The organism is Tessaracoccus sp. OH4464_COT-324 (assembly GCF_003932855.1).
In the GTDB taxonomy this organism is placed as follows: Bacteria; Actinomycetota; Actinomycetes; order Propionibacteriales; family Propionibacteriaceae; genus Arachnia.
Genome location: NZ_RQYZ01000008.1, coordinates 62109 through 80062, shown reverse-complemented (window position 1 = coordinate 80062; position 17954 = coordinate 62109). Strand labels below are relative to the sequence as shown.

The 17954-nt window shown below is 65.7% G+C and carries 18 protein-coding genes; 2 read left to right on the top strand and 16 right to left on the bottom strand.

The genetic code is table 11. The features are described from left to right. Nucleotides 1-11 precede the first annotated feature (11 nt). The 7 genes from narI to moaA form a co-directional block, all read right to left on the bottom strand. Nucleotides 12-764, bottom strand: coding sequence for a respiratory nitrate reductase subunit gamma (narI, locus tag EII42_RS06335; RefSeq protein WP_125171267.1), 753 nt, complete (start codon nt 762-764; stop codon nt 12-14). 1 nt (nt 765) lies between these two features. Continuing rightward, on the bottom strand, nt 766-1374 hold the full coding sequence (narJ, locus tag EII42_RS06330) for a nitrate reductase molybdenum cofactor assembly chaperone (protein WP_125171266.1): 609 nt from the start codon (nt 1372-1374) through the stop codon (nt 766-768). A 4-nt stretch (nt 1375-1378) separates the two neighbouring features. Next, nucleotides 1379-2947 (bottom strand): nitrate reductase subunit beta, encoded by a 1569-nt coding sequence (narH, locus tag EII42_RS06325; RefSeq protein WP_233558296.1) that lies wholly within the window; start codon nt 2945-2947, stop codon nt 1379-1381. Continuing rightward, nucleotides 2947-6660, bottom strand: a complete 3714-nt coding sequence (locus tag EII42_RS06320; protein WP_125171265.1) for a nitrate reductase subunit alpha — start codon at nt 6658-6660, stop codon at nt 2947-2949. The genes narH and EII42_RS06320 overlap by 1 nt, the downstream gene beginning before the upstream one ends. Nucleotides 6661-6768: 108 nt before the next feature. Then, the gene (locus EII42_RS06315) at nt 6769-7323 is read right to left on the bottom strand and encodes a molybdenum cofactor guanylyltransferase (RefSeq protein WP_199729812.1); all 555 of its coding nucleotides are present in this window, start codon (nt 7321-7323) and stop codon (nt 6769-6771) included. Next, nucleotides 7316-7552, bottom strand: a complete 237-nt coding sequence (locus EII42_RS06310; RefSeq protein WP_125171264.1) for a MoaD/ThiS family protein — start codon at nt 7550-7552, stop codon at nt 7316-7318. The genes EII42_RS06315 and EII42_RS06310 overlap by 8 nt, the downstream gene beginning before the upstream one ends. Nucleotides 7553-7554: 2 nt before the next feature. Further along, nucleotides 7555-8574: a GTP 3',8-cyclase MoaA gene (moaA, locus tag EII42_RS06305; protein ID WP_125171263.1), complete on the bottom strand. Its 1020-nt coding sequence runs from the start codon at nt 8572-8574 to the stop codon at nt 7555-7557. Nucleotides 8575-8628: 54 nt separating this feature from the next. Here moaA and EII42_RS06300 point away from each other — a divergent pair, with 54 nt between their 5' ends. Further along, nucleotides 8629-9270, top strand: a complete 642-nt coding sequence (locus EII42_RS06300) for a metalloregulator ArsR/SmtB family transcription factor (protein WP_125171262.1) — start codon at nt 8629-8631, stop codon at nt 9268-9270. A 62-nt stretch (nt 9271-9332) separates the two neighbouring features. Here the strand turns inward: EII42_RS06300 and EII42_RS06295 are convergent, their stop codons facing one another. From EII42_RS06295 to EII42_RS06285, 3 genes are read right to left on the bottom strand one after another with little or no spacing between them, the layout of a single operon-like run. Then, nucleotides 9333-10949, bottom strand: a complete 1617-nt coding sequence (locus tag EII42_RS06295; RefSeq protein ID WP_125171261.1) for an ABC transporter permease subunit — start codon at nt 10947-10949, stop codon at nt 9333-9335. Further along, entirely contained in the window at nt 10946-11830 is an 885-nt protein-coding gene (locus tag EII42_RS06290) for an ABC transporter ATP-binding protein (protein WP_125171260.1), read from the bottom strand. Before EII42_RS06290 ends, EII42_RS06295 begins: the two co-directional genes overlap by 4 nt. Further along, on the bottom strand, nt 11827-12444 hold the full coding sequence (locus tag EII42_RS06285; protein ID WP_125171259.1) for a TetR/AcrR family transcriptional regulator: 618 nt from the start codon (nt 12442-12444) through the stop codon (nt 11827-11829). Before EII42_RS06285 ends, EII42_RS06290 begins: the two co-directional genes overlap by 4 nt. A 63-nt stretch (nt 12445-12507) precedes the next feature. Here EII42_RS06285 and EII42_RS06280 point away from each other — a divergent pair, with 63 nt between their 5' ends. After that, nucleotides 12508-12885 carry a globin gene (locus EII42_RS06280; protein WP_125171258.1) on the top strand — a complete coding sequence of 126 codons (378 nt, stop codon included), beginning with the start codon at nt 12508-12510 and terminating at the stop codon, nt 12883-12885. A gap of 67 nt (nt 12886-12952) precedes the next feature. Here the strand turns inward: EII42_RS06280 and EII42_RS06275 are convergent, their stop codons facing one another. Genes EII42_RS06275 through EII42_RS06250 form a run of 6 tightly spaced genes read right to left on the bottom strand, consistent with a single transcriptional unit; the run spans nt 12953 to nt 17917 of the window. Beyond that, the gene (locus EII42_RS06275; RefSeq protein ID WP_125171257.1) at nt 12953-13252 is read right to left on the bottom strand and encodes a chorismate mutase; all 300 of its coding nucleotides are present in this window, start codon (nt 13250-13252) and stop codon (nt 12953-12955) included. Then, nucleotides 13249-14352, bottom strand: a complete 1104-nt coding sequence (locus EII42_RS06270; RefSeq protein WP_125171256.1) for a GuaB3 family IMP dehydrogenase-related protein — start codon at nt 14350-14352, stop codon at nt 13249-13251. Before EII42_RS06270 ends, EII42_RS06275 begins: the two co-directional genes overlap by 4 nt. A 37-nt stretch (nt 14353-14389) precedes the next feature. Further along, nucleotides 14390-15364 carry a permease gene (locus EII42_RS06265; protein WP_233558295.1) on the bottom strand — a complete coding sequence of 325 codons (975 nt, stop codon included), beginning with the start codon at nt 15362-15364 and terminating at the stop codon, nt 14390-14392. After that, the gene (locus tag EII42_RS06260; RefSeq protein WP_125171255.1) at nt 15361-16125 is read right to left on the bottom strand and encodes a TIGR03943 family protein; all 765 of its coding nucleotides are present in this window, start codon (nt 16123-16125) and stop codon (nt 15361-15363) included. Before EII42_RS06260 ends, EII42_RS06265 begins: the two co-directional genes overlap by 4 nt. Before the next feature lie 5 nt (nt 16126-16130). Beyond that, nucleotides 16131-17642, bottom strand: coding sequence for an IMP dehydrogenase (gene guaB / locus EII42_RS06255; protein WP_125171254.1), 1512 nt, complete (start codon nt 17640-17642; stop codon nt 16131-16133). Nucleotides 17643-17698: 56 nt separating this feature from the next. Next, complete coding sequence (locus EII42_RS06250) at nt 17699-17917, bottom strand: hypothetical protein (RefSeq protein ID WP_125171253.1); 219 nt, start codon at nt 17915-17917, stop codon at nt 17699-17701. Nucleotides 17918-17954 lie beyond the last annotated feature (37 nt).

Genomic DNA, 17954 nt, shown 5'->3' with positions numbered 1-17954 from the left:
CTAGGGGGTGGTCAGATACGTTGGTTGTCGCGCAAGCCAACCGGGTCCCAGCCTCGGCCCGATGTCGTGGCCGAGACCGCGGGAGTAGTGTCACGCGACCGATAGACGATGTAGGGGCGGAAAAGGTAGTGCAGCGGCGCGGAGAAGGCGTGCACCAACCGGGTGAACGGCAGGATCGCAAACAGCAGGAGACCTATGACCACATGCGCTTGGAACTGCCATGTGGCCGCGGCCATCGCTTCGGTGTCCGGTTGGAAACCGAACAACGAGCGGAACCAGACCGATACCGTCTCGCGGTAGTTGTGCTCCTCGCCCGTGGGCGTCTTGTCCCCGGTCAAGGTCGCGAACAAACCGAGGCCAATGGCCGTAGAGAGCACCACATACATCACCCTGTCGCTCAGCGTGGTGGCCCTGCGCACGCTTGGGTTCGTGGCGCGGCGCCAGAGCAAAAGTACCAGCCCCACCACCAGAGCGACGCCGGCCAGCCCGCCACCATACAGTGCGACGGAGTGATAGCTGTGCTGGTCAATGCCCACCCAGTCGGTGAAGGCCTTGGGAATCAGCAGCCCAACCAGGTGTCCCATCAGCACCGCCAGCAGCGCGAAGTGGAAGATGGGCGAACCGAACCTGAGCAGTTTGGATTCGTAAAGCTGCGACGACCGGGTGGTCCAGCCGAACTGGTCGTATCGATAACGCCAGATCAAGCCTCCCACGAGGACGATCGCGACGACGTAGGGCAACACGCTCCAGAGCAGAAACTCCATGTCAGCTTCCTTGAAAAATCGGGTACGGGAGGGGGGTGTGGTCCAACCCGACGGTCTCAACAGGGGGGCCAGCGAGGAGGTCGCGGACCTCGGCGCGGGTTTTCGGGGACGGGCCGCCCAGCTGCTGACACACGGCCGCGACGACCCCTTCCTGCGGAAGCTTGTCCTCGGCCAGTCCGATGCGCAGCAACTCCAACGACGCCCGGTAAGCGTTCAGCAGCGCGACACCCAACTCGGGCGAGCCGGTGGCCGCGAACTCCAGCACCATCGGCAGAAAGTCGGGCAGCTCCCCGGCCAGATCCACCAGCAGCCCGGAGTCGCGGTACGTCTGTTTGATCGCCGCCAACACCTCGCCGCGCCGCCGGGTGTCGCCGTCGGTCCAGTAGGTCAGGTGCAGCGCATGCCGACGGGAAAGATCAAACTCCTGAACGTGAAACGCCTGGAGCTCCATCAGGGGCGCGCTCCGCAGGTGCGCGAGCGTCGGGTGGAAGTAGTGGCCCTGCCCTACTTCCTCAACCGCGGACTCCACCAGATCGAGTCTGGCCAGCAGTTCCTCGTCGGGGTAGCTGAGCAGCATCCCCGCAGCTTGGAAGACCACCGCCTGCCTCATGGCCTCATGCCTCTCGTCGGGCTTGCGCTGCTGCGAAGCTCTCGATGCTGACCGGCACCCGGCGACCCGCTCCGACGCTGACCGGCCCCGCACCGCCAGGCCCGGGACCACCGTCGAAATCGAGGGAACATCCCATCTCCTCCAGCTGATGAGCCCGCTCTACGTGCGCCTTCGGAATGACGTAGCGTTCGTCGTACTTAGCGATCGCCAACAGCCGGTACATCTGCTCCATCGCTGCCGGCTCCATCCCGACCGCGTGCGCCAACTCGGGCTGGCGCTGTCGGCCGAGCGTCACGTCGCGCATGTAAGAGCGCATCGCCGCAAGGCGCTGCAGCACGTCCGTGACAACCTGGGTGTCGCCCGCCGTGAACAGCTCGGCCAAGTACTCGACGGGGATCCGCAGGGCATCAATGGCGCCAAACAGGTTCCCTGCGGCCTCGGAGTCATGTCCTTGGCCCCTGAGTAGATCCACCACGGGAGACAAGGGCGGCACGTACCACACCATCGGCATGGTGCGGTACTCGGGGTGCAGCGGCAGTGCCACCTTGAAGTGTTTGATGAGCGCATAGACGGGCGACCTCCGGGCCGAGTGCAGCCAGTCCATGGGGATCCCGCTGGCCAGCGCGTCGGAGATCACCTCGGGATCAGTCGGGTCAAGCATGATGTCGAGCTGGGCCTGGTATAGGTCCTTGTCGTCAGCTAGGGCTGCGGCAGTCACGCGATCGGGATCGTAGAGGATGATGCCGATATAGCGCAGCCTGCCCACGCAGGTTTCGGAGCAGACAGTCGGTTGACCGAGCTCCAGTCGCGGGTAGCACATCGTGCACTTCTCGGCCTTGCCGGTGCGGTGGTTGAAGTAGATCTTCTTGTAGGGGCAACCTGTGATGCACTGCCGCCAGCCGCGGCACCGATCCTGGTCCACCAGGACGATCCCGTCCTCGGCCCGCTTGTAGATCGCGCCCGAGGGGCACGAGGCCATGCACGACGGGTTCAGGCAGTGCTCACAGATCCGGGGAACGAAGAACATGAAGGTCTTCTCGTACTCGAACCGAATCTTGAGGTTGGCCTCCTCGCGAAGCTTCTTGACGATGGGGTCGTCGTGGCCAGTCTCCGCGATACCGCCCAGCGCATCATCCCAGTTCGCCGACGCCCGGATGGCCATGTCCTCGCCGGTGACCAGCGACTTGGGGCGGGCGACGGGGAAGTCATCTCCGAGCGGCGCCTGGGTGAGGGTCTCGTAGTCGTAGGTCCATGGCTCGGCGTAGTCTCCAATCCCAGGCTGGCGCGGCGCAGCGAAGATGCTGAGCAGCTTACGGAACCTGCCGCCGGAGCGCAGCTTGAGCCGCCCGGATTTGGTGCGCACCCAGCCGCCCTGCCATTTCTCTTGGTCCTCGTAGGTGCGTGGGTAGCCCTGCCCGGGACGGGTCTCCACGTTGTTGAACCACACGTACTCGGTTCCCGAACGGTTGGTCCAGGCCTGCTTGCAGGTCACCGAGCAGGTGTGGCATCCGATGCACTTGTCCAGGTTCATTACCATGGCCACTTGGGCCATGACGCGTCGTCGCTTGGCCATCAGTACTGCACCTCCTGGGAGCGCCGACGCACGGTGGAGACGATGTCTCGCTGCACGCCGGTGGGGCCGATGTAGTTGAAGGCGTACGCCTGGTGGGCGTAACCGCCGATCAGGTGGGTAGCTTTGAGCAGGATGCGGGTGACGGAGTTGTGGATGCCGCCGCGCCTACCAGTGGCCTGCGATTTGGGCACATCCACGGTGCGCTCCTGCGCATGCTGCACGTAGGCGATGCCGTCGGGCAGCTTCGGGGTTACCACCGCCCGGGCAACGAACACTCCGTTCGCGTTGGTCAGCTCAACCCAGTCGTTGTCCGCCACCCCGATGCTCTTGGCGTCGTTCACGCTGAGCCAGGCCTGTGGCCCACCGCGGCCGAGCGAGAGCATAAACCAGTTGTCGTAGTACTGCGAGTGAATCGCCCACTTGTTGTGCACCGTGAGGTAACGCAGGGTGATGGCCTTCTCCCCAGTGGGGCCGATCTCTGGCTCCCCGTAGGCGGTGGTCATGTCCAGAGGCGGCCGGAAGATGGGCAATTGCTCCCCCGCGTCGATCATCCAGTCGTGGTCCAGGAAGAAGTGCATCCGGCCACTCAGGGTGTGCCACGGCTTCAGCCGCTCCGTGTTGATGGTGAACGCGGCGTAGCGGCGGCCACCCGTCTCGGAGCCCGACCACTCCGGCGAGGTAATCACCGGCTGAGGGGCGGACTGGGTCTGCGCGAAGGTGATGATGCGCTCCTCGGATCCCGCGGACAGGTCGGCGAGCTTGCGACCCGTCTTGCGCTCTAGGTCGTGGAAGCCCTGGGTGGCGACCTCACCGTTCGTGGTACCCGAGAAAGTCAGGATGGCCTCGGCCAACCGGGAATCGGTGTCGATGGCCGGCCGTCCGGCGGCCGGACCCGACGGGTACACCCCATGCAGCTTCGCGAGCCGCGCCACCTGGTGGGTCATGTCGTAGGTGATGTTCTTCACGGTGAAGCCCAGCTTGTCCGCCAGTGGGCCGACGGTGAGTAGCTTGTCCGCGATAGCGGTGTAGTCGCGTTCCACCACCTGCAGCACGGGCAGGTTCTTGCCAGGAACCGCTGGCAGGTCCGTGCCGCGCCAGTCAGGTGCCCGCCCGCCCGGCTGCGCAATCTGCCCGGGCGTGTCGTGCTGCATCGGCACCGCGACGACGTCGAGTCGAGTGTCGAGACGTCCCTTGGCCAACTCGGAGATCGCGGCGGCCAGGTCGCTGAACAGGACGAAGTCGGTTCGGGCCTCCCACGGTGGATCGATCGCCGGAGTGAAGGCGTGAACGTAAGGGTGCATGTCCGTGGAGCTGAGGTCGTATTTCTCGTACCAGGTGGCCGCGGGGAACACGATGTCGCTGAGGAGGGTGGAACTGGTCATCCGGAAGTCTGCGGTCATCAGCAGGTCGACTTTGCCCTCAGGGGCCTCGTCCCGCCACTTGACGACGCTGGGCTTCTGGTCGGCACCGTGCCCGTTTTCCATGACGTTGTTGTGGGTGCCCAGCAGGTGTTTGAGGAAGTACTCGTTTCCTTTGGCGGAGGACCCGAATAGGTTTGAACGCCAGAGGATCATCGTGCGTGGCCAGTTCTCCGGCGCGTCGATATCCTCGACCGCGCTCTTTAGTTCGCCCGATTTCAGTTTGGCGGCCACGTACTCCTGCACCGTGGCGTGCTCGCCGCGCTCCACCGCCGCTTGGGCCTCGTCAGCCAGGTCGAGGGGGTTCACGTCGAACTGGGGGTAGAAGGGCATCCAACCCAGCCGGTGGGCCAGCGCGACAGAATCTGCGGTGTGCATACCGTCGAGGCTGCCGGTGGACAAGGGGGATTTGATGCGGTCGGAGGAGAAGCCGTCCGTGCGCCACTGATCGGTGTGCATGTACCAGTAGGCGGTGCCGATCATGGTGCGCGGCGGCCGCGTCCAGTCGGTGGCGTTGGCCATGTTGAACCAGCCCGTCATGGGCCGGCACTTCTCCTGGCCGACGTAGTGCGCCCAGCCGCCCCCGTTCTTGCCGATGCAGCCGGTGAGCATGAGAAGGGCGATGATCGAACGGTAGGTGACATCCGCGTGGAACCAGTGACAGATGCCGGCCCCGATGATGATCATCGTGCGGCCTTTGGACTCCTCCGAGTTGCGCGCGAACTCCCGGGCGGCGCGGATACAGGCCTCTGCAGGCACCGAGGTGATCTCGGCCTGCCAGGCCGGGGTGTACGGCACGCTCGGGTCGTCGTAATCCTTCGGCCAAGTTCCGGGCAGGCCCGGCCGGGCGACGCCGTATTGGGCGAGCATCAGGTCGAAGACGGTGGTCACCAGGTGGCCGTCCACCTCAAGCGCAGGCACGCCACGTCGGATGACTGATCCCACGCCCTTGGGATCCTCGAAGCACGGCAGAGCAATCTCCACCCCGCGGGCCCCAGCCTCGCCTTCAAGCGTCAGCGCGGGGTCGATCTCTCCCAGATCGAGGTTCCACTGACCGGCGCCGTCCTCGTTGTAGCGGAAACCCATCGACCCGTTTGGTATCGCCGTGCCGCCGGTGGCGCGATCCCACATCACGGTCTTGAAGTCCGCATCCGGTAGGGATTGGTGAGCGGGCAGGCCCGCCGCCGTGAGGAACTTACCCGGCACCAAACCGTGCCCTTCCGGGTGTTCCACGAGCGTGATCAGCATCCCCAGATCGGTGTACTGCTTGACGTAGTCGGTGAAGAAATCAACCTGCTTGTCGACGAAGTTTTCCTTCAGGATGACGTGCCCCATCGCCATGGCAAGCGCGGCGTCCGTGCCTGCCTGGGCTGGGAGCCACTCGTCGGCGAACTTAACGTTGTCGGCGTAGTCGGGCGAGACCACCACCACTTTCGTCCCTCGGTAACGCACCTCGGCCATCCAGTGCGCGTCGGGGGTACGGGTGACCGGAACGTTAGAGCCCCACATCATGAGATAAGTGGCGTCCCACCAGTCACCAGACTCCGGGACGTCGGTCTGGTCCCCGAAGACCTGGGGGCTGGCGACGGGCAGATCAGCGTACCAATCGTAGAAGCTGGTCATCGCCCCGCCGATCAAATGCGTGAAGCGCGTGCCGATCGCGTGGCTCACCTGACTCATCGCTGGGATCGGCGAGAAGGAGACGCAGCGATCCGGGCCATAGTTCTTGATGGTGTTGACGTAGCTGGCTGCGGAGATCTCCAGCGCCTCCTCCCAGCTGATTCGCACGAGGCCACCCTTCCCTCGGGCCTGCTGGTAACGCCGCCGTTTGACCGGGTCAGTGGAGATTTCCCGGAAAGCCTCCACCGGATCGCCAAGGCGTTTTTTCGCCTCTCGATACATCTCGACGAGCACACCCCGCCCGTAGGGGTAGCGCACCCTGGTCGGGGAGTAGGTGTACCAGGAGAACGCCGCGCCTCGCGGGCAACCCCGAGGCTCATACTCGGGTCGATCCGGCCCCGTCGACGGATAGTCCGTCTGCTGAGACTCCCAGGTGATGATGCCGTCACGCACGTAAACCTTCCACGAGCATGAACCCGTGCAGTTCACGCCGTGAGTGGAACGCACCACCTTGTCATGGCTCCAGCGGTCCCGGTAGAAGACGTCGCCGGCTCGGCCACCTTCGCGAAAAACCGCCCTGGAATCCTTCGTAGTATCCCACTTCTTGAAGAACCGACCGATGCCCAGCAGGGCGTCGGAAGCCGGGCCATCCAGTCGTGCAGCGTCAGTGCTCATGAGGATAGCTTGACATGCTCATCCGGGTCTTGCCCATTAATTCAAACTATTTGTCTGAAATCGGCCATCAGACCTAGCCAGCAAGCAATTAGGCAATTCGCGCCTTGGCTAATTCCGGGACATCCGGCGAAACTGTTCGGGGGTATCGATATCGGCAACCACCCCTTCAGAGACGGGCACTTGACCCACCACCAAACCCCCTAGTGCACGACGCACCGACACTCCGCGCACCTCAGGGAGTCGAGCAATTGTTGCCCTCAGTGGTTCTCCCCGGTACCGCCCCGCCAGCCACTGTGGCCAGCCCTCCTCGTCCCTCAACACCACGCCATCGCCGTCCATGGCAGCTGCCGCCAACGAAGCGACGACTTCCCGGGGTCGCGCCAGATCACCGGCCAGCAGCAGATACTCGTCGGCGGGCACCACCGCCAAGGCGGCAGCCAGCCCCGCCACCGGCCCACCGAACGGCGGCTGTTCCTGCACAAAATCCGCCGCCAACGGCCTCTGCGGGCCCGCGACAACCACGCGATCGGCCCACTCCCCCGCAGCCGCGCAAACGGCGCCCAGCAGCGTGCTCTCGCCCAGGGGAAGCTCAAGCTTGTCCCGTCCCATCCTCCTGGAGCGCCCGCCACCCAGCACGATGGCGACGCGACTCGGGCTACCCACCTGCAAAGGGCGGCAGTACGTCGACCTGTGCCACCCCGACAAGCGAATCCCGCTCGCCCGTTATGCGACGCCCGTCCGCCAAAAACGAGCAGACCTGCAACACCCGGGCGAGGTGCTCGTTACCACTGCCCAGGTGCGCGAGAAGCTGCTCGTAGCCGAGCCCGTCAGGTACCTGTCGCCGCTCGACCCCGGCCGCCTCCGCTGCACCAGCGAAGAACCGAACTTCCATTTTCAGCCTCCAATCGCGCTCATGGTACGAGCCGGAGGGATGAAATCGGCCTCGTCGATTCCGTGGGCCCTCGGCTTCGCCCCGTGCTCGCTGCTCCACGCAGCCACGATATCGTCGTCGCTGCCTCCACCGCGCATGATCGCGCGCAAATCGCGCTCTCTGCGAGAGAACAAACATGAACGAACCTGCCCGTCGGAGGTGAGCCGAGTACGGTCGCAGTCTCCACAGAACGGGCGCGTGACCGAGGCAATCACCCCCACCACCCCCCCGGGCTGGGTGCTGTTCGGCCGGACAGCCCAAAGCTGGGCCGGAGCGCCGCCGCGAGGCTCCTGGACAGGAGTGAGCACGAACCGACTGCCCAGCAGCGCGAGAATCTCATCAGCCGTCACCATCCGATCCCGCTGCCATTGCCCCTCCGGGCCCAGCGGCATCTGCTCGATGAACCGCAGCTGATATCCCCGGCGCAGACAGAACTCGGCCAACGGAACGACGTCTTGCACGTTCTGTTCCCGCACGATCACCGAGTTGACCTTCACTGGGTTGAGACCGGCGGCGGCCGCCGCCTCGATGCCGCGCAAAACGTCGGGCAGGCGATCTCGCCGAGTGATTCGGGCATACCGAACCGGGTCCAGCGAGTCCAGGGAGACGTTCACCCTGCGCAAACCCGCGCGCACGAGCCCGTGGACCCGCCTGTCCAGGCCCAGACCGTTAGTAGTCAACGCCAAATCGACGCCGCCGACGACAGAGCCAATGTCGGACGCCCCGGCGATGATTCGCTCCAGTCCTTTGCGCAGCAGGGGCTCGCCCCCGGTGAACCTGATCCGTTCCACCCCCAACCGCGTAACGGCGACCCGGATCAGGCGAAGCACCTCGTCGTCGGTCAGGGTCTGCTCCGTCGGCAACCAGTTCAGCCCTTCCGCGGGCATGCAGTAGGAACAACGCAGATTGCACCTGTCGGTCAACGAGACCCTGAGGTCACGGGCTCGACGGCCATAACCATCGACCAAAGGTACAAATTCCATGTACAAACTCTAGCCAGATCGCACTACACGGCGCACACGTGCAACACTGAGAACATGAGCAGAAACCACCACGATTTGGGCCCCACTAGGGCAAAAGTGCTGGCCACCCTGCAAGGAGCTGACCGCGCCCTAGCCGTCGCGGAAGTTGCGGACGAGCTGAAACTTCACCGCAACTCCGCACGATTCCACCTGGATGCGTTGGTGGATCGCGGCTTCGCCGTCCGCGAGGCCGTCCGCAGCGAAGGAGCGGGGCGCCCCCCGCTGCGCTACCGCGCCACCAACAAGTCGCCCACCGTCGGGAACCGCCACCTGACTGAACTACTGGGTGTCCTACTCGACATCATGCCCACAGCCAACCAAGAGCAGTTGAGCCTGGCTCAGCACGCAGGCGCGGCCTGGGGCAGTTCCGCGGCCGCCCAAGCGCAACCGGGACCGGCGGCGGAGCAACTCGTGACAGAGCTCGGCGAGCGCGGCTTCGCCACCGCGCGAGAGCCCAAATCCATCCGCTTCACCCGCTGCCCCTTCCGTGACGCGCTTTCCCCCGACCAGTTGAAGCTGGTCTGCAGCATCCATCAGGGTTTCATCGACGGGTTTCTCGCTCACAATATGGACGGAACCCGCGCGGGCAGCCTGAAGGTGGGCAGAACGACCTGCCGCATCGAGCTGACTGACGGGCCTCCCGACCCGAGCCGCTGAGCCCGGCCCAACTGGTTTGCCGCAGCTCCGCTGGACCCGACGGAGCCCCGGCGTGATCGGGCTCAAACCCGCAGATCGCGTCGATCGAAGCGGCGGAAGGCCACGGTCAGGGCCGCCGACGCCAGCGCGAGCAACACCCCGACGTGGCCCCAGTCGGCGCCCGACTCCAGCGGCCGGGCAGCCGCGTAGTAGTAGGTGGGTGACAGTTTGGCGAGGACAGCGGTGGCAGGATCCAGCTGGAGCAGAGAGTAAGTGAAGTGCCCCAGGAAGCCGACCCCAGCAGCGCCCCAGCCCGCCGCAGCGGCGCTACCTGTGGCCGCCGCAACCGCCAGCGATATCGCCCCCACACACAACCCGTAGCCAAACAGGTGCATGCAGGCCCCAGCAAGCCTGACGACAGGCAAACCAAGCCCGCCCCACGTGTCGGCTACTAGCAGGCCGACGAAAGTAAGCATGGCGAGGAGCCCGCAGCCTACCAGTATTGCCAGCAGGGCCCCGCGCAGCACCCGGGCCCTCGATACCCCCGTGGAGAGCAGGAATCCCACCCTGCCTGCGCGCTCCTCCTTGGCCAGGCCCACTGCTTGGGCTGCCGCCAGCGCGATGATCGCCAGCGGCGCATAGACGCTCATCACTTCCGTCCACAGAAACCCCCCTGGGCTCAAGAGATCCTCGATGCCGAATATCGCCAGCAGGTCATCCGGCAGCGAGTTCTGAAAGGAACCCAGCTCGCTCTTCATAGAGTCGAACATCGGACCCATCATCACCGCGCTCACCGCAAGCAGCATGCTCACTACCAGGATCATCGTGAATCCACGCCCAATCGCAGCACCGGCCACGCTGCGCGGCGCGACGTGCAGCCTCACCGCCCGAAGGCGCTCACCCAGCGGCGCAGTGGCCACGGAGCGCAGGTCTCGCAGCGGGAAGGAGACGATGCCCACCGCGAACAGCGCTGCCATGACAATGATCAACTGCGCGAGCGTTCCCTGATCGAGCCCACGCATCAGCGTCTTCTGGCCTGCGAACCAATGATACGGCAGCCAGTCCGCGTATTTCGCATAGCCTGAGGTGAGCGGGAGAAGCCCGGAGCCAAGCCAGCCCAGCATCAGCAGGGCGGAACCAGCCCCCGCGGCCAGGCCCTTGCGGCCGGTGATCGCCCCGACCGCGAAGGCGGCAGCGCCATGCAGCGCCGCGCTTACACCAAGCGTCACGCAGAGGGCTCCCAGGTGCAGCTCGCTCGTGTCGACATCGTAGCCGAGCGCGAGCAACTGGCTACCGGCCCAGATACCCGCGCTCATCGCAGCGACCAGGGTAAGGTGCACGGCAGCGCTTGTGAGCACCGTGGTCAGACGCGAGATCGGCTGGGCCAACACGTATTGGAGAGTTCGCCGCCCTTCACCGCCCGCGACGATGTCCGCCCCTAGCGCGATGGCCACACCTGACACCGCCAACCCACCGACCATCCCTACCCCTTCATTGAAGGCGAGCACCTGCGCACTGGCTCCCCGGGGGAAACCAACCAGGGCCAGCACCGGTTCGGGCAGGGAGTCGTAGATGCTGAGGTCGATGGAGCCGTAGATCTCGATGGCCAGCCAGGTGATGCCCAAGACGGCCGCCAGCGTGCCGGCTGCCGAACGCCACTTTTCCGTGAGAGCGCGCGTGGCGAGCGCTGCGGCTATCACTTTTGCTCCTGGTAGAAGGCCAGGAAGAACTCCTCAAGGTCCGCGTCGGCGGCCTGCATGTCGAGGATGTGGTGTTTCTTACCCACCGCGTCCAGCAGCACGCCGAGTTCACCCGCGAAACCCAGGGTGACTCGTTTATCCGTGATGCGCAGATCGGTGACCCCGGTGAGCCCTGCGAAGTCGTCGCGAGTGGCCACGCCGTCGAGGACGAGAACCACTCGCCGCACGGCGAGCAGCCGACCAATCTCCTCGACGGCGACCATGCGTCCCTGACGGATGATGCCGACGCGGTCGGCAACTCGCTGCACCTCGGAGAGCGTATGGCTCGATAGGAACACCGTTCGCCCCTCCGCCACGACCTCCCGCACCACCTGCTGAAACTCGTGCTGAATGAGAGGATCCAGGCCGGCGTTTGGCTCATCCATGATCACCAGCTCTGGCTTGTGCATGAGCGCGGCGATCAGGCCGATCTTCTGCCGGTTCCCGGTGGAGAGCTCGGCGCAGCGCTTACCCAGTTCAGCGTCGAACCGTGCGGCAAGCTCGTTGACGTAGGTCCAGTCGATGCCGCCACGCAGCCGGGCAAAGAACCGCAGGCATTCCTTGCCCGTCAGCTTGGGGTAGAGCGTGAGGTCGCTGGGCAAGTATCCGATCCGTCGGTGGATCGCCACCGCGTCCTTGCGTGAGTCGAGGCCGAACAGGGTGGCCGCTCCTGCCGTAGCGCGGATCTCGTCGAGGAGCACGCGGATCACGGTGGATTTTCCCGCGCCGTTTGGGCCGAGGAAGCCGTAAACCTCCCCCGCCTGCACCTGAAGGTCGATTCCTTCGAGAGCCGTGAACTTGCCGAAGCGCTTGATCAGGCCGTTGGTTTCGATGACGGTCATCGGTTCTCCTGTAGGTATGCGCGCAGCAGCGCGAGCCGGGTGGGCGACATCAGTCCCGCATACAGCTCCACCTGCGCGGACAGGTAGTTGTGGAATCCGGGTTCCTGAGCCAGGTCGGTCCTGGTCAGGTCGACGTGGAACATTCGCGCCAGGTGACGGTGCAGGGCCACCTCGCCCAGTGCGTGCAGCGTGGCGAGCTTGGCGACGTGGTGCAGGTCGGCGATCGGCTGCAGTTCGCCAAGTTCCACGGCCTCGCGCAGGTAACCCTCGGCGTCTGAGGCGAGCTGGTCGACGAGGACGTCGATCTCCGGGCTATCGGCCCCCAGCCGGTGGGCCAGGTAGGGCAGGGCGCGCGTGCGATCCGCGGCCAGGATGGCCTGCAGCACGTCGAGCCGTTGCCCCAGCCGGATCGCCTCCTGCTTCATCTGACGGATGAGCCGCGCGATGTGTGCATCGCACTCCGCCTGAAGTTTGCTCATCGAGCCGAAGTGATGCCGGACCAGGCCCGCGCTCACCCCGGCTCGTTCGGCCACTGTTCGCGCGGAAGGCTGGTGCCCTTCCGCCACCAGCTCAATCGCGGCATCCCGTAGCCGAGCTCTCGTCGTCCGCTCCATGATACGAGTGTATCATTTCTTATACATCCGTATAGTGACGTTCACGTACTACTCTTGTCGACCATGGAAGAGAGCTTCTTCGACCGCGTCGGCGGCCATGAAACCTTCGCGCGACTCACCCGGGAGTTCTACCGTGGCGTGGCGCAGGATCCGCTGCTCAAGGAGATGTACCCCGAGGAGGACCTGGGCCCGGCGGAAGAGCGGCTGCGGCTGTTCCTGGAACAGTACTGGGGCGGCCCCAGCGCCTACCACGAGCTTCGCGGCCACCCCAGGCTCCGAATCAGGCATGCGCCCTTCAAGGTGACGCCGACGGCCGCAGCCCGCTGGCTGCACCACATGAGTATCGCCGTGGACACCCTCGGGCTCAGCCCCGACGATGACCGCGAGCTGCGCGAATACCTCACCCGGGCAGCCCAGTTCCTCATCAACGCCGACGACTGACCCGGCCCACCAGACAGCACAAGCCGCGCGAGCCCGGGCTTCCCGGAGTCAGGCTAGCTGATCGGGCTCACACCCGCTCCTCCCGGATGCGCTCGTGGTGGCGCACCACCTCGCGTACGATGAACTGCAGGAACTTCTCCGCAAACTCCGGGTCGAGCTGCGCCTCCTCCGCGAGCGAGCGGAGACGAGCGATCTGCTGCGCCTCCCGCACCGGGTCCGCGGGCGGCATGTCATGCCCGGCTTTCAACTCGCCCACCCGCTTGGTCACCTTGAATCGTTCCGCGAGCAAATGCACCAGCATCGAATCCAGGTTGTCGATGCTGGCTCGCAGCCGCAACAGCTCGGCGCGCGCCTCGTCGGCATTCATCGGCGCAAGATGAGGTCAGCACGCTGGAAGCGCTTGAGGTCGGTGTGCCCCGTCATCGCCATCGCCTTGCGCAGGCCACCCGCCAGGTTCATGGTGCCATCTGGCAGGTGCGACGGGCCGACGACCACCTCCGCCAGGGTACCCACCTGCTCGAAGTGGGAACGCTCACCGCGCGGCAGCGAACCGTGCCACGCCTCCGGCCCCCAGTGCCACCCCCTGCCCGGGGCCTCCGTGGCGCGCGCCAGCGGGGACCCCACCATCACGGCATCCGCCCCGCAGGCGATGGCCTTGGCGATGTCGCCCGAACGACCCACCGCGCCGTCAGCGATGATGTGCACGTAGCGCCCGCCCGACTCCTCCAGGTAGTCACGACGAGCCTCCGCCACGTCCGCGACCGCCGACGCCATCGGCACCTCGATACCCAGCACCGACGCCGTCGTGTGCGTAGCGCCGCCTCCGAAACCGACGAGCACGCCCGCCGCTCCCGCGCGCATCAGGTGACGCGCAGCCCGGTAAGAAGCCACACCGCCCACGAGCACCGGCACGTCGAACCGATAGATAAACTCCTTCAAGTTGAGGGCCTCTGCACCGCCGACGTGCTCCGCGGACACCGTCGTGCCGCGAATCACGAAGAAGTCCAGGCCCGCCTTCTCGATGATTGACGCGAACTCCTGCGTGCGTGCGGGCGACAGCGAGGCGGCCACAGGGACGTCTGCCGCGCGCAGCTGAGCAAGCCTGGCCTCGATCAGTTCCGCCTTCACCGGCTCGGAATAGATCTCCTGCATCTTTCGTGTGACCCGCACCTGGTCCATCTCGCCGGTCAACTGCTCGTAGGCCGCCGTCGGGTCCTCGTAGCGGGTCCACAGCCCCTCCAGGTTAAGCACCCCCAAACCGCCCAGCTGTCCCATCCTGATTGCGGTCTCCGGACTCATCACCGAGTCCATAGGAGCGGCGACAATCGGCAGGTCGAAGGTGACCGCGTCGATCCTCCACGAAATATCCACCTCGGAGTCGCCGCGAGTTCGCCGCGTGGGCGCGATCGCTACGTCGTCAAAGCTGTAGGCCGGGGTAGCACGCTTGCTGCGGGCGAGTTCGTACATGATCAGTCCTTCCAAAACGGGGCCAGTCTAGTCCAGCTCAGAGCATCAGCCAGCCGACGAACACCGCAGAGAGCACGCAAACGACGAAGGTCAACGGCATGAACCGCAGCGCGAAGCGAGTACCGAAGGCGCCCGACTGCATCGCGAACAACTTCACGTCCACCATTGGGCCCACCACAAGGAAGGCCAATTGAGCCGTCGGGGAGACAAAGCTCATGGACGACACCACAAAGGCGTCCGCCTCCGAGCACAGCGACAGCAGCACAGCGAGCAGCGCCAGGCACGCCACCGCCAGCCAAGGGTTTTCGCTGAGTGCGGTGAGCCAGCCGACCGGCAGGGCCACCTTCATCAGGGCGGCGACCCCGGCGCCAACCACCAAGAACCCCCCCGCCTGCATCAGGTCGTGGACGGCCACCTCCCGGAACTCTCCCCAGCCGGAGTGGTGATGCCCCCCGGGTTCCTGGGGCTTCATCCACTCCTCCTTTCCCAGGAACACCCAGAGCCAGCACACCATCAGCACCGCGAGGAGCGAGGCCACGAACCGCGCCCACACCATCGTCGGGTTACCGAGGAAAGCGATAGCCGTGGCCACCATGACGATGGGGTTGATCGCAGGCGCGGCCAGCAGAAAGGCCAGCGCGGCCGCCTGCGACAGCCCGCGGCGCATCAACGACTGGGACACCGGCACCGACGCGCACTCGCAACCCGGCAGGAACACCCCGGCGACGGAGGCAGCAGGCACCGCAAGCAGCGGGGACCGGGGCGTTATCCGAGACAGCAGGTTTCTGGGCAGAAACCCCGCGATCAGCCCCGACACGACGACGCCCAGCACCAGGAAGGGCAGCGCCTGCACAACGATGGCCACGAAGAGCGTGGACCAGGTCGCGAACATGCCCTCGTAGCCCACGATTGGCCCGAGCCGGAACTGGATGCCGATTAGGACCAGCACCGCCGTCATGATCGCGACGGGCATCGGCCAGATGCGGGGACGCATGGCGGGCAGCACACTCACAAGTAGGGCTCCTCCGGAACGGGCACCTCGGTCACCGACTCCACGAACAGCACGGGAAGCTCACCGCTGGCGTCAAAGTCGATCACCCCAACCACCTCCACCCAAGCGAAGGTGCGCTCCGGCCGGGGCACGCCGCTGATGTTCGCGGAGTAGGCGCGGGCATCGGCGGCACAGCAGAAAATTCCGAACCGGTTCAGGCTCCAGCGCTGGCCGTCGGATTCCTGGCCGACGAAACCGACAATCCTGAGTTGCTTTCCGGCCAGATCCTCGGGATCGTCCCACTCGTAGCGCTCCAGCAGTTGCTTCAGCGTCATGTCGTTGGCCTGCCCGTCGGCGAGCGGCGGGAAGCCGCTGTCCTCGGCCACGGGCACCGTCAGCGCGGGCTGCCGCTCCAACGCGTCGACACCCAGCGGTCCGGGGGCCGCCATCGAAACCAACAAGACGGGCACCAGGACCAGCGCTCCAATCCGTGGCGCCGGGTGGTGCACCGTCACTGAGTCGCCCGCGAGGTCAATCTCCTCGGCGGCGGCGATGAGCGTCCACAACCCGAAGAACCAGAGGATCGCCGAGCTGGCAAACAGCGGGACCTCGTACCAGGGTTGCAGGTAGTTGGTGAAGATGCCCGTAGCGGTCATGAAGAAGACGATGAACCCGAGCGCCAGCAACGTAGCACCCTGCAACCCCTGGGCGAAGCAGTACCGGCCCGCGCTGGTGGGCACCGGGCTCGCAGACGTCGGAGCCTCCGACTGCGCGTGGGACATCCCGCTCAGCGCCTGCCGTAGTTCGGGGCGTCGGCGATGTTGTGCACGTCGTGTGGGTGCGATTCCTTCAGCCCGGCCGCCGTGATGCGCACGAACTTCCCCCGGCTTTGCAACTCGCTGACGGTGCGCGCCCCAACGTAGAACATCGACTGGTGCAGGCCGCCAATCAACTGATGCACCACCGAGGACACCGGCCCGCGGTAGAGCACCTGGCCCTCGATTCCTTCCGGGATGAGCTGGTCGTCGCTGGTGACGTCGGCCTGGAAGTAGCGGTCCTTGGAGTAGGACTTCTTGCCTCGCGAACTCATTGCCCCCAGCGAACCCATGCCTCGGTACTGCTTGTACTGCTTGCCGTTGATAAAAACGGTCTCGCCGGGGGACTCGGAGCAGCCGGCCAGCAGCGACCCAACCATCACGGAGTCCGCACCCGCCACCAACGCCTTCGCCACATCCCCGGAGTACTGCAGCCCGCCGTCGGCAATCACCGGCACGCCCGCAGGTTTGCACGCCAGCGACGCCTCGTGGACCGCAGTCACCTGCGGCACACCCACCCCCGCGATGACCCGGGTGGTGCAGATCGAGCCGGGGCCCACACCCACCTTCACTGCGTCGGCACCGGCATCAACGAGCGCCTGGGCTCCCGCCCGGGTGGCGACGTTTCCGCCGACGATCTGCACGTGGCTGGAGGCCGGGTCGTCCTTCAGGCGACGGATCATGTCGAGCAGGAGCTTGGAATGGCCGTGCGCGGTGTCGACGACGAGCACGTCCACCCCGGCCTCGATCAGCGTGTTCGCCCGCTCCCAGGCCTCTCCGAAGTAGCCGACGGCCGCACCCACCATCAGGCGGCCCTGCTCATCCTTCGACGCCAGCGGGAACTGCTCGGATTTCACGAAATCCTTCACGGTGATCAGACCGGTCAAGCGGCCCGCCTCGTCGACGAGTGGCAGCCGCTCCCGCTTGTGCTGGCGCAGCAGGTGCGTGGCATCGTCGTGCGAGATGGTGTCAGGCGCGGTGAACAGCGGCATGGGCGTCATCACGTCCCGCACCCGAGTAGTGGCCCAGTCGGCCACGGGGGTGAAGCGCAGGTCGCGGTTGGTGCAGATGCCCAGGAGCTTGTTGTCGGGCGCAACGACGGGCAGGCCGGAGACCCGGTACTGGCCACAGAGCTGATCGAGCTCTTCGAGCGTGGCGTCTGGGCCGATCGTCACGGGGTTGGTAATGCGCCCGGTCTGAGTGCGCTTAACCAGGTCCACTTGGTAGGCCTGGTCCTCGGTGGACAAATTACGGTGCAGCACCCCTAGGCCGCCCAGGCGCGCCATGGCGATGGCCATGCGCGCCTCAGTGACCGTATCCATCGCGGCGGAAAGGATGGGGATTCGCAGCTGGAGCCCGCGGGTGAATTGGGTTGTCGTGTCGACCTCGGAGGGAACGACATCCGTCTCCCCGGGCAGCAGCAACACGTCGTCGTACGTCAGCCCCAGAAAGCCGAACGGGCCCGCATCATGCTTGTCAGTCACGCTTTACCTCTCGCGCCGTGACACCCGATCGGGATGTCCTAACGTGTGCGTTGAGTCTACCCGCGCAGCGCAACCGCACGCCAGCAACTCTGCCAGCGGCGTCCACGCGACGCGACCTCCCCATTGATGGTGCAGCCAAGGGTGCTCTCGGGCGCACCGAGGAGGCTCCCGGAGGCAGGGACCCTGCGGGTAACGCAGGCGTCCGCCTCACCCAGGTCGGCCCAATCGGCCGTTTGCACGCCGTCAGTGCAGGCCGCCAGACCAGATACCAGCATTTGACCGAGTCTCCTGCCAGAGGCCGCCCATGCCGGA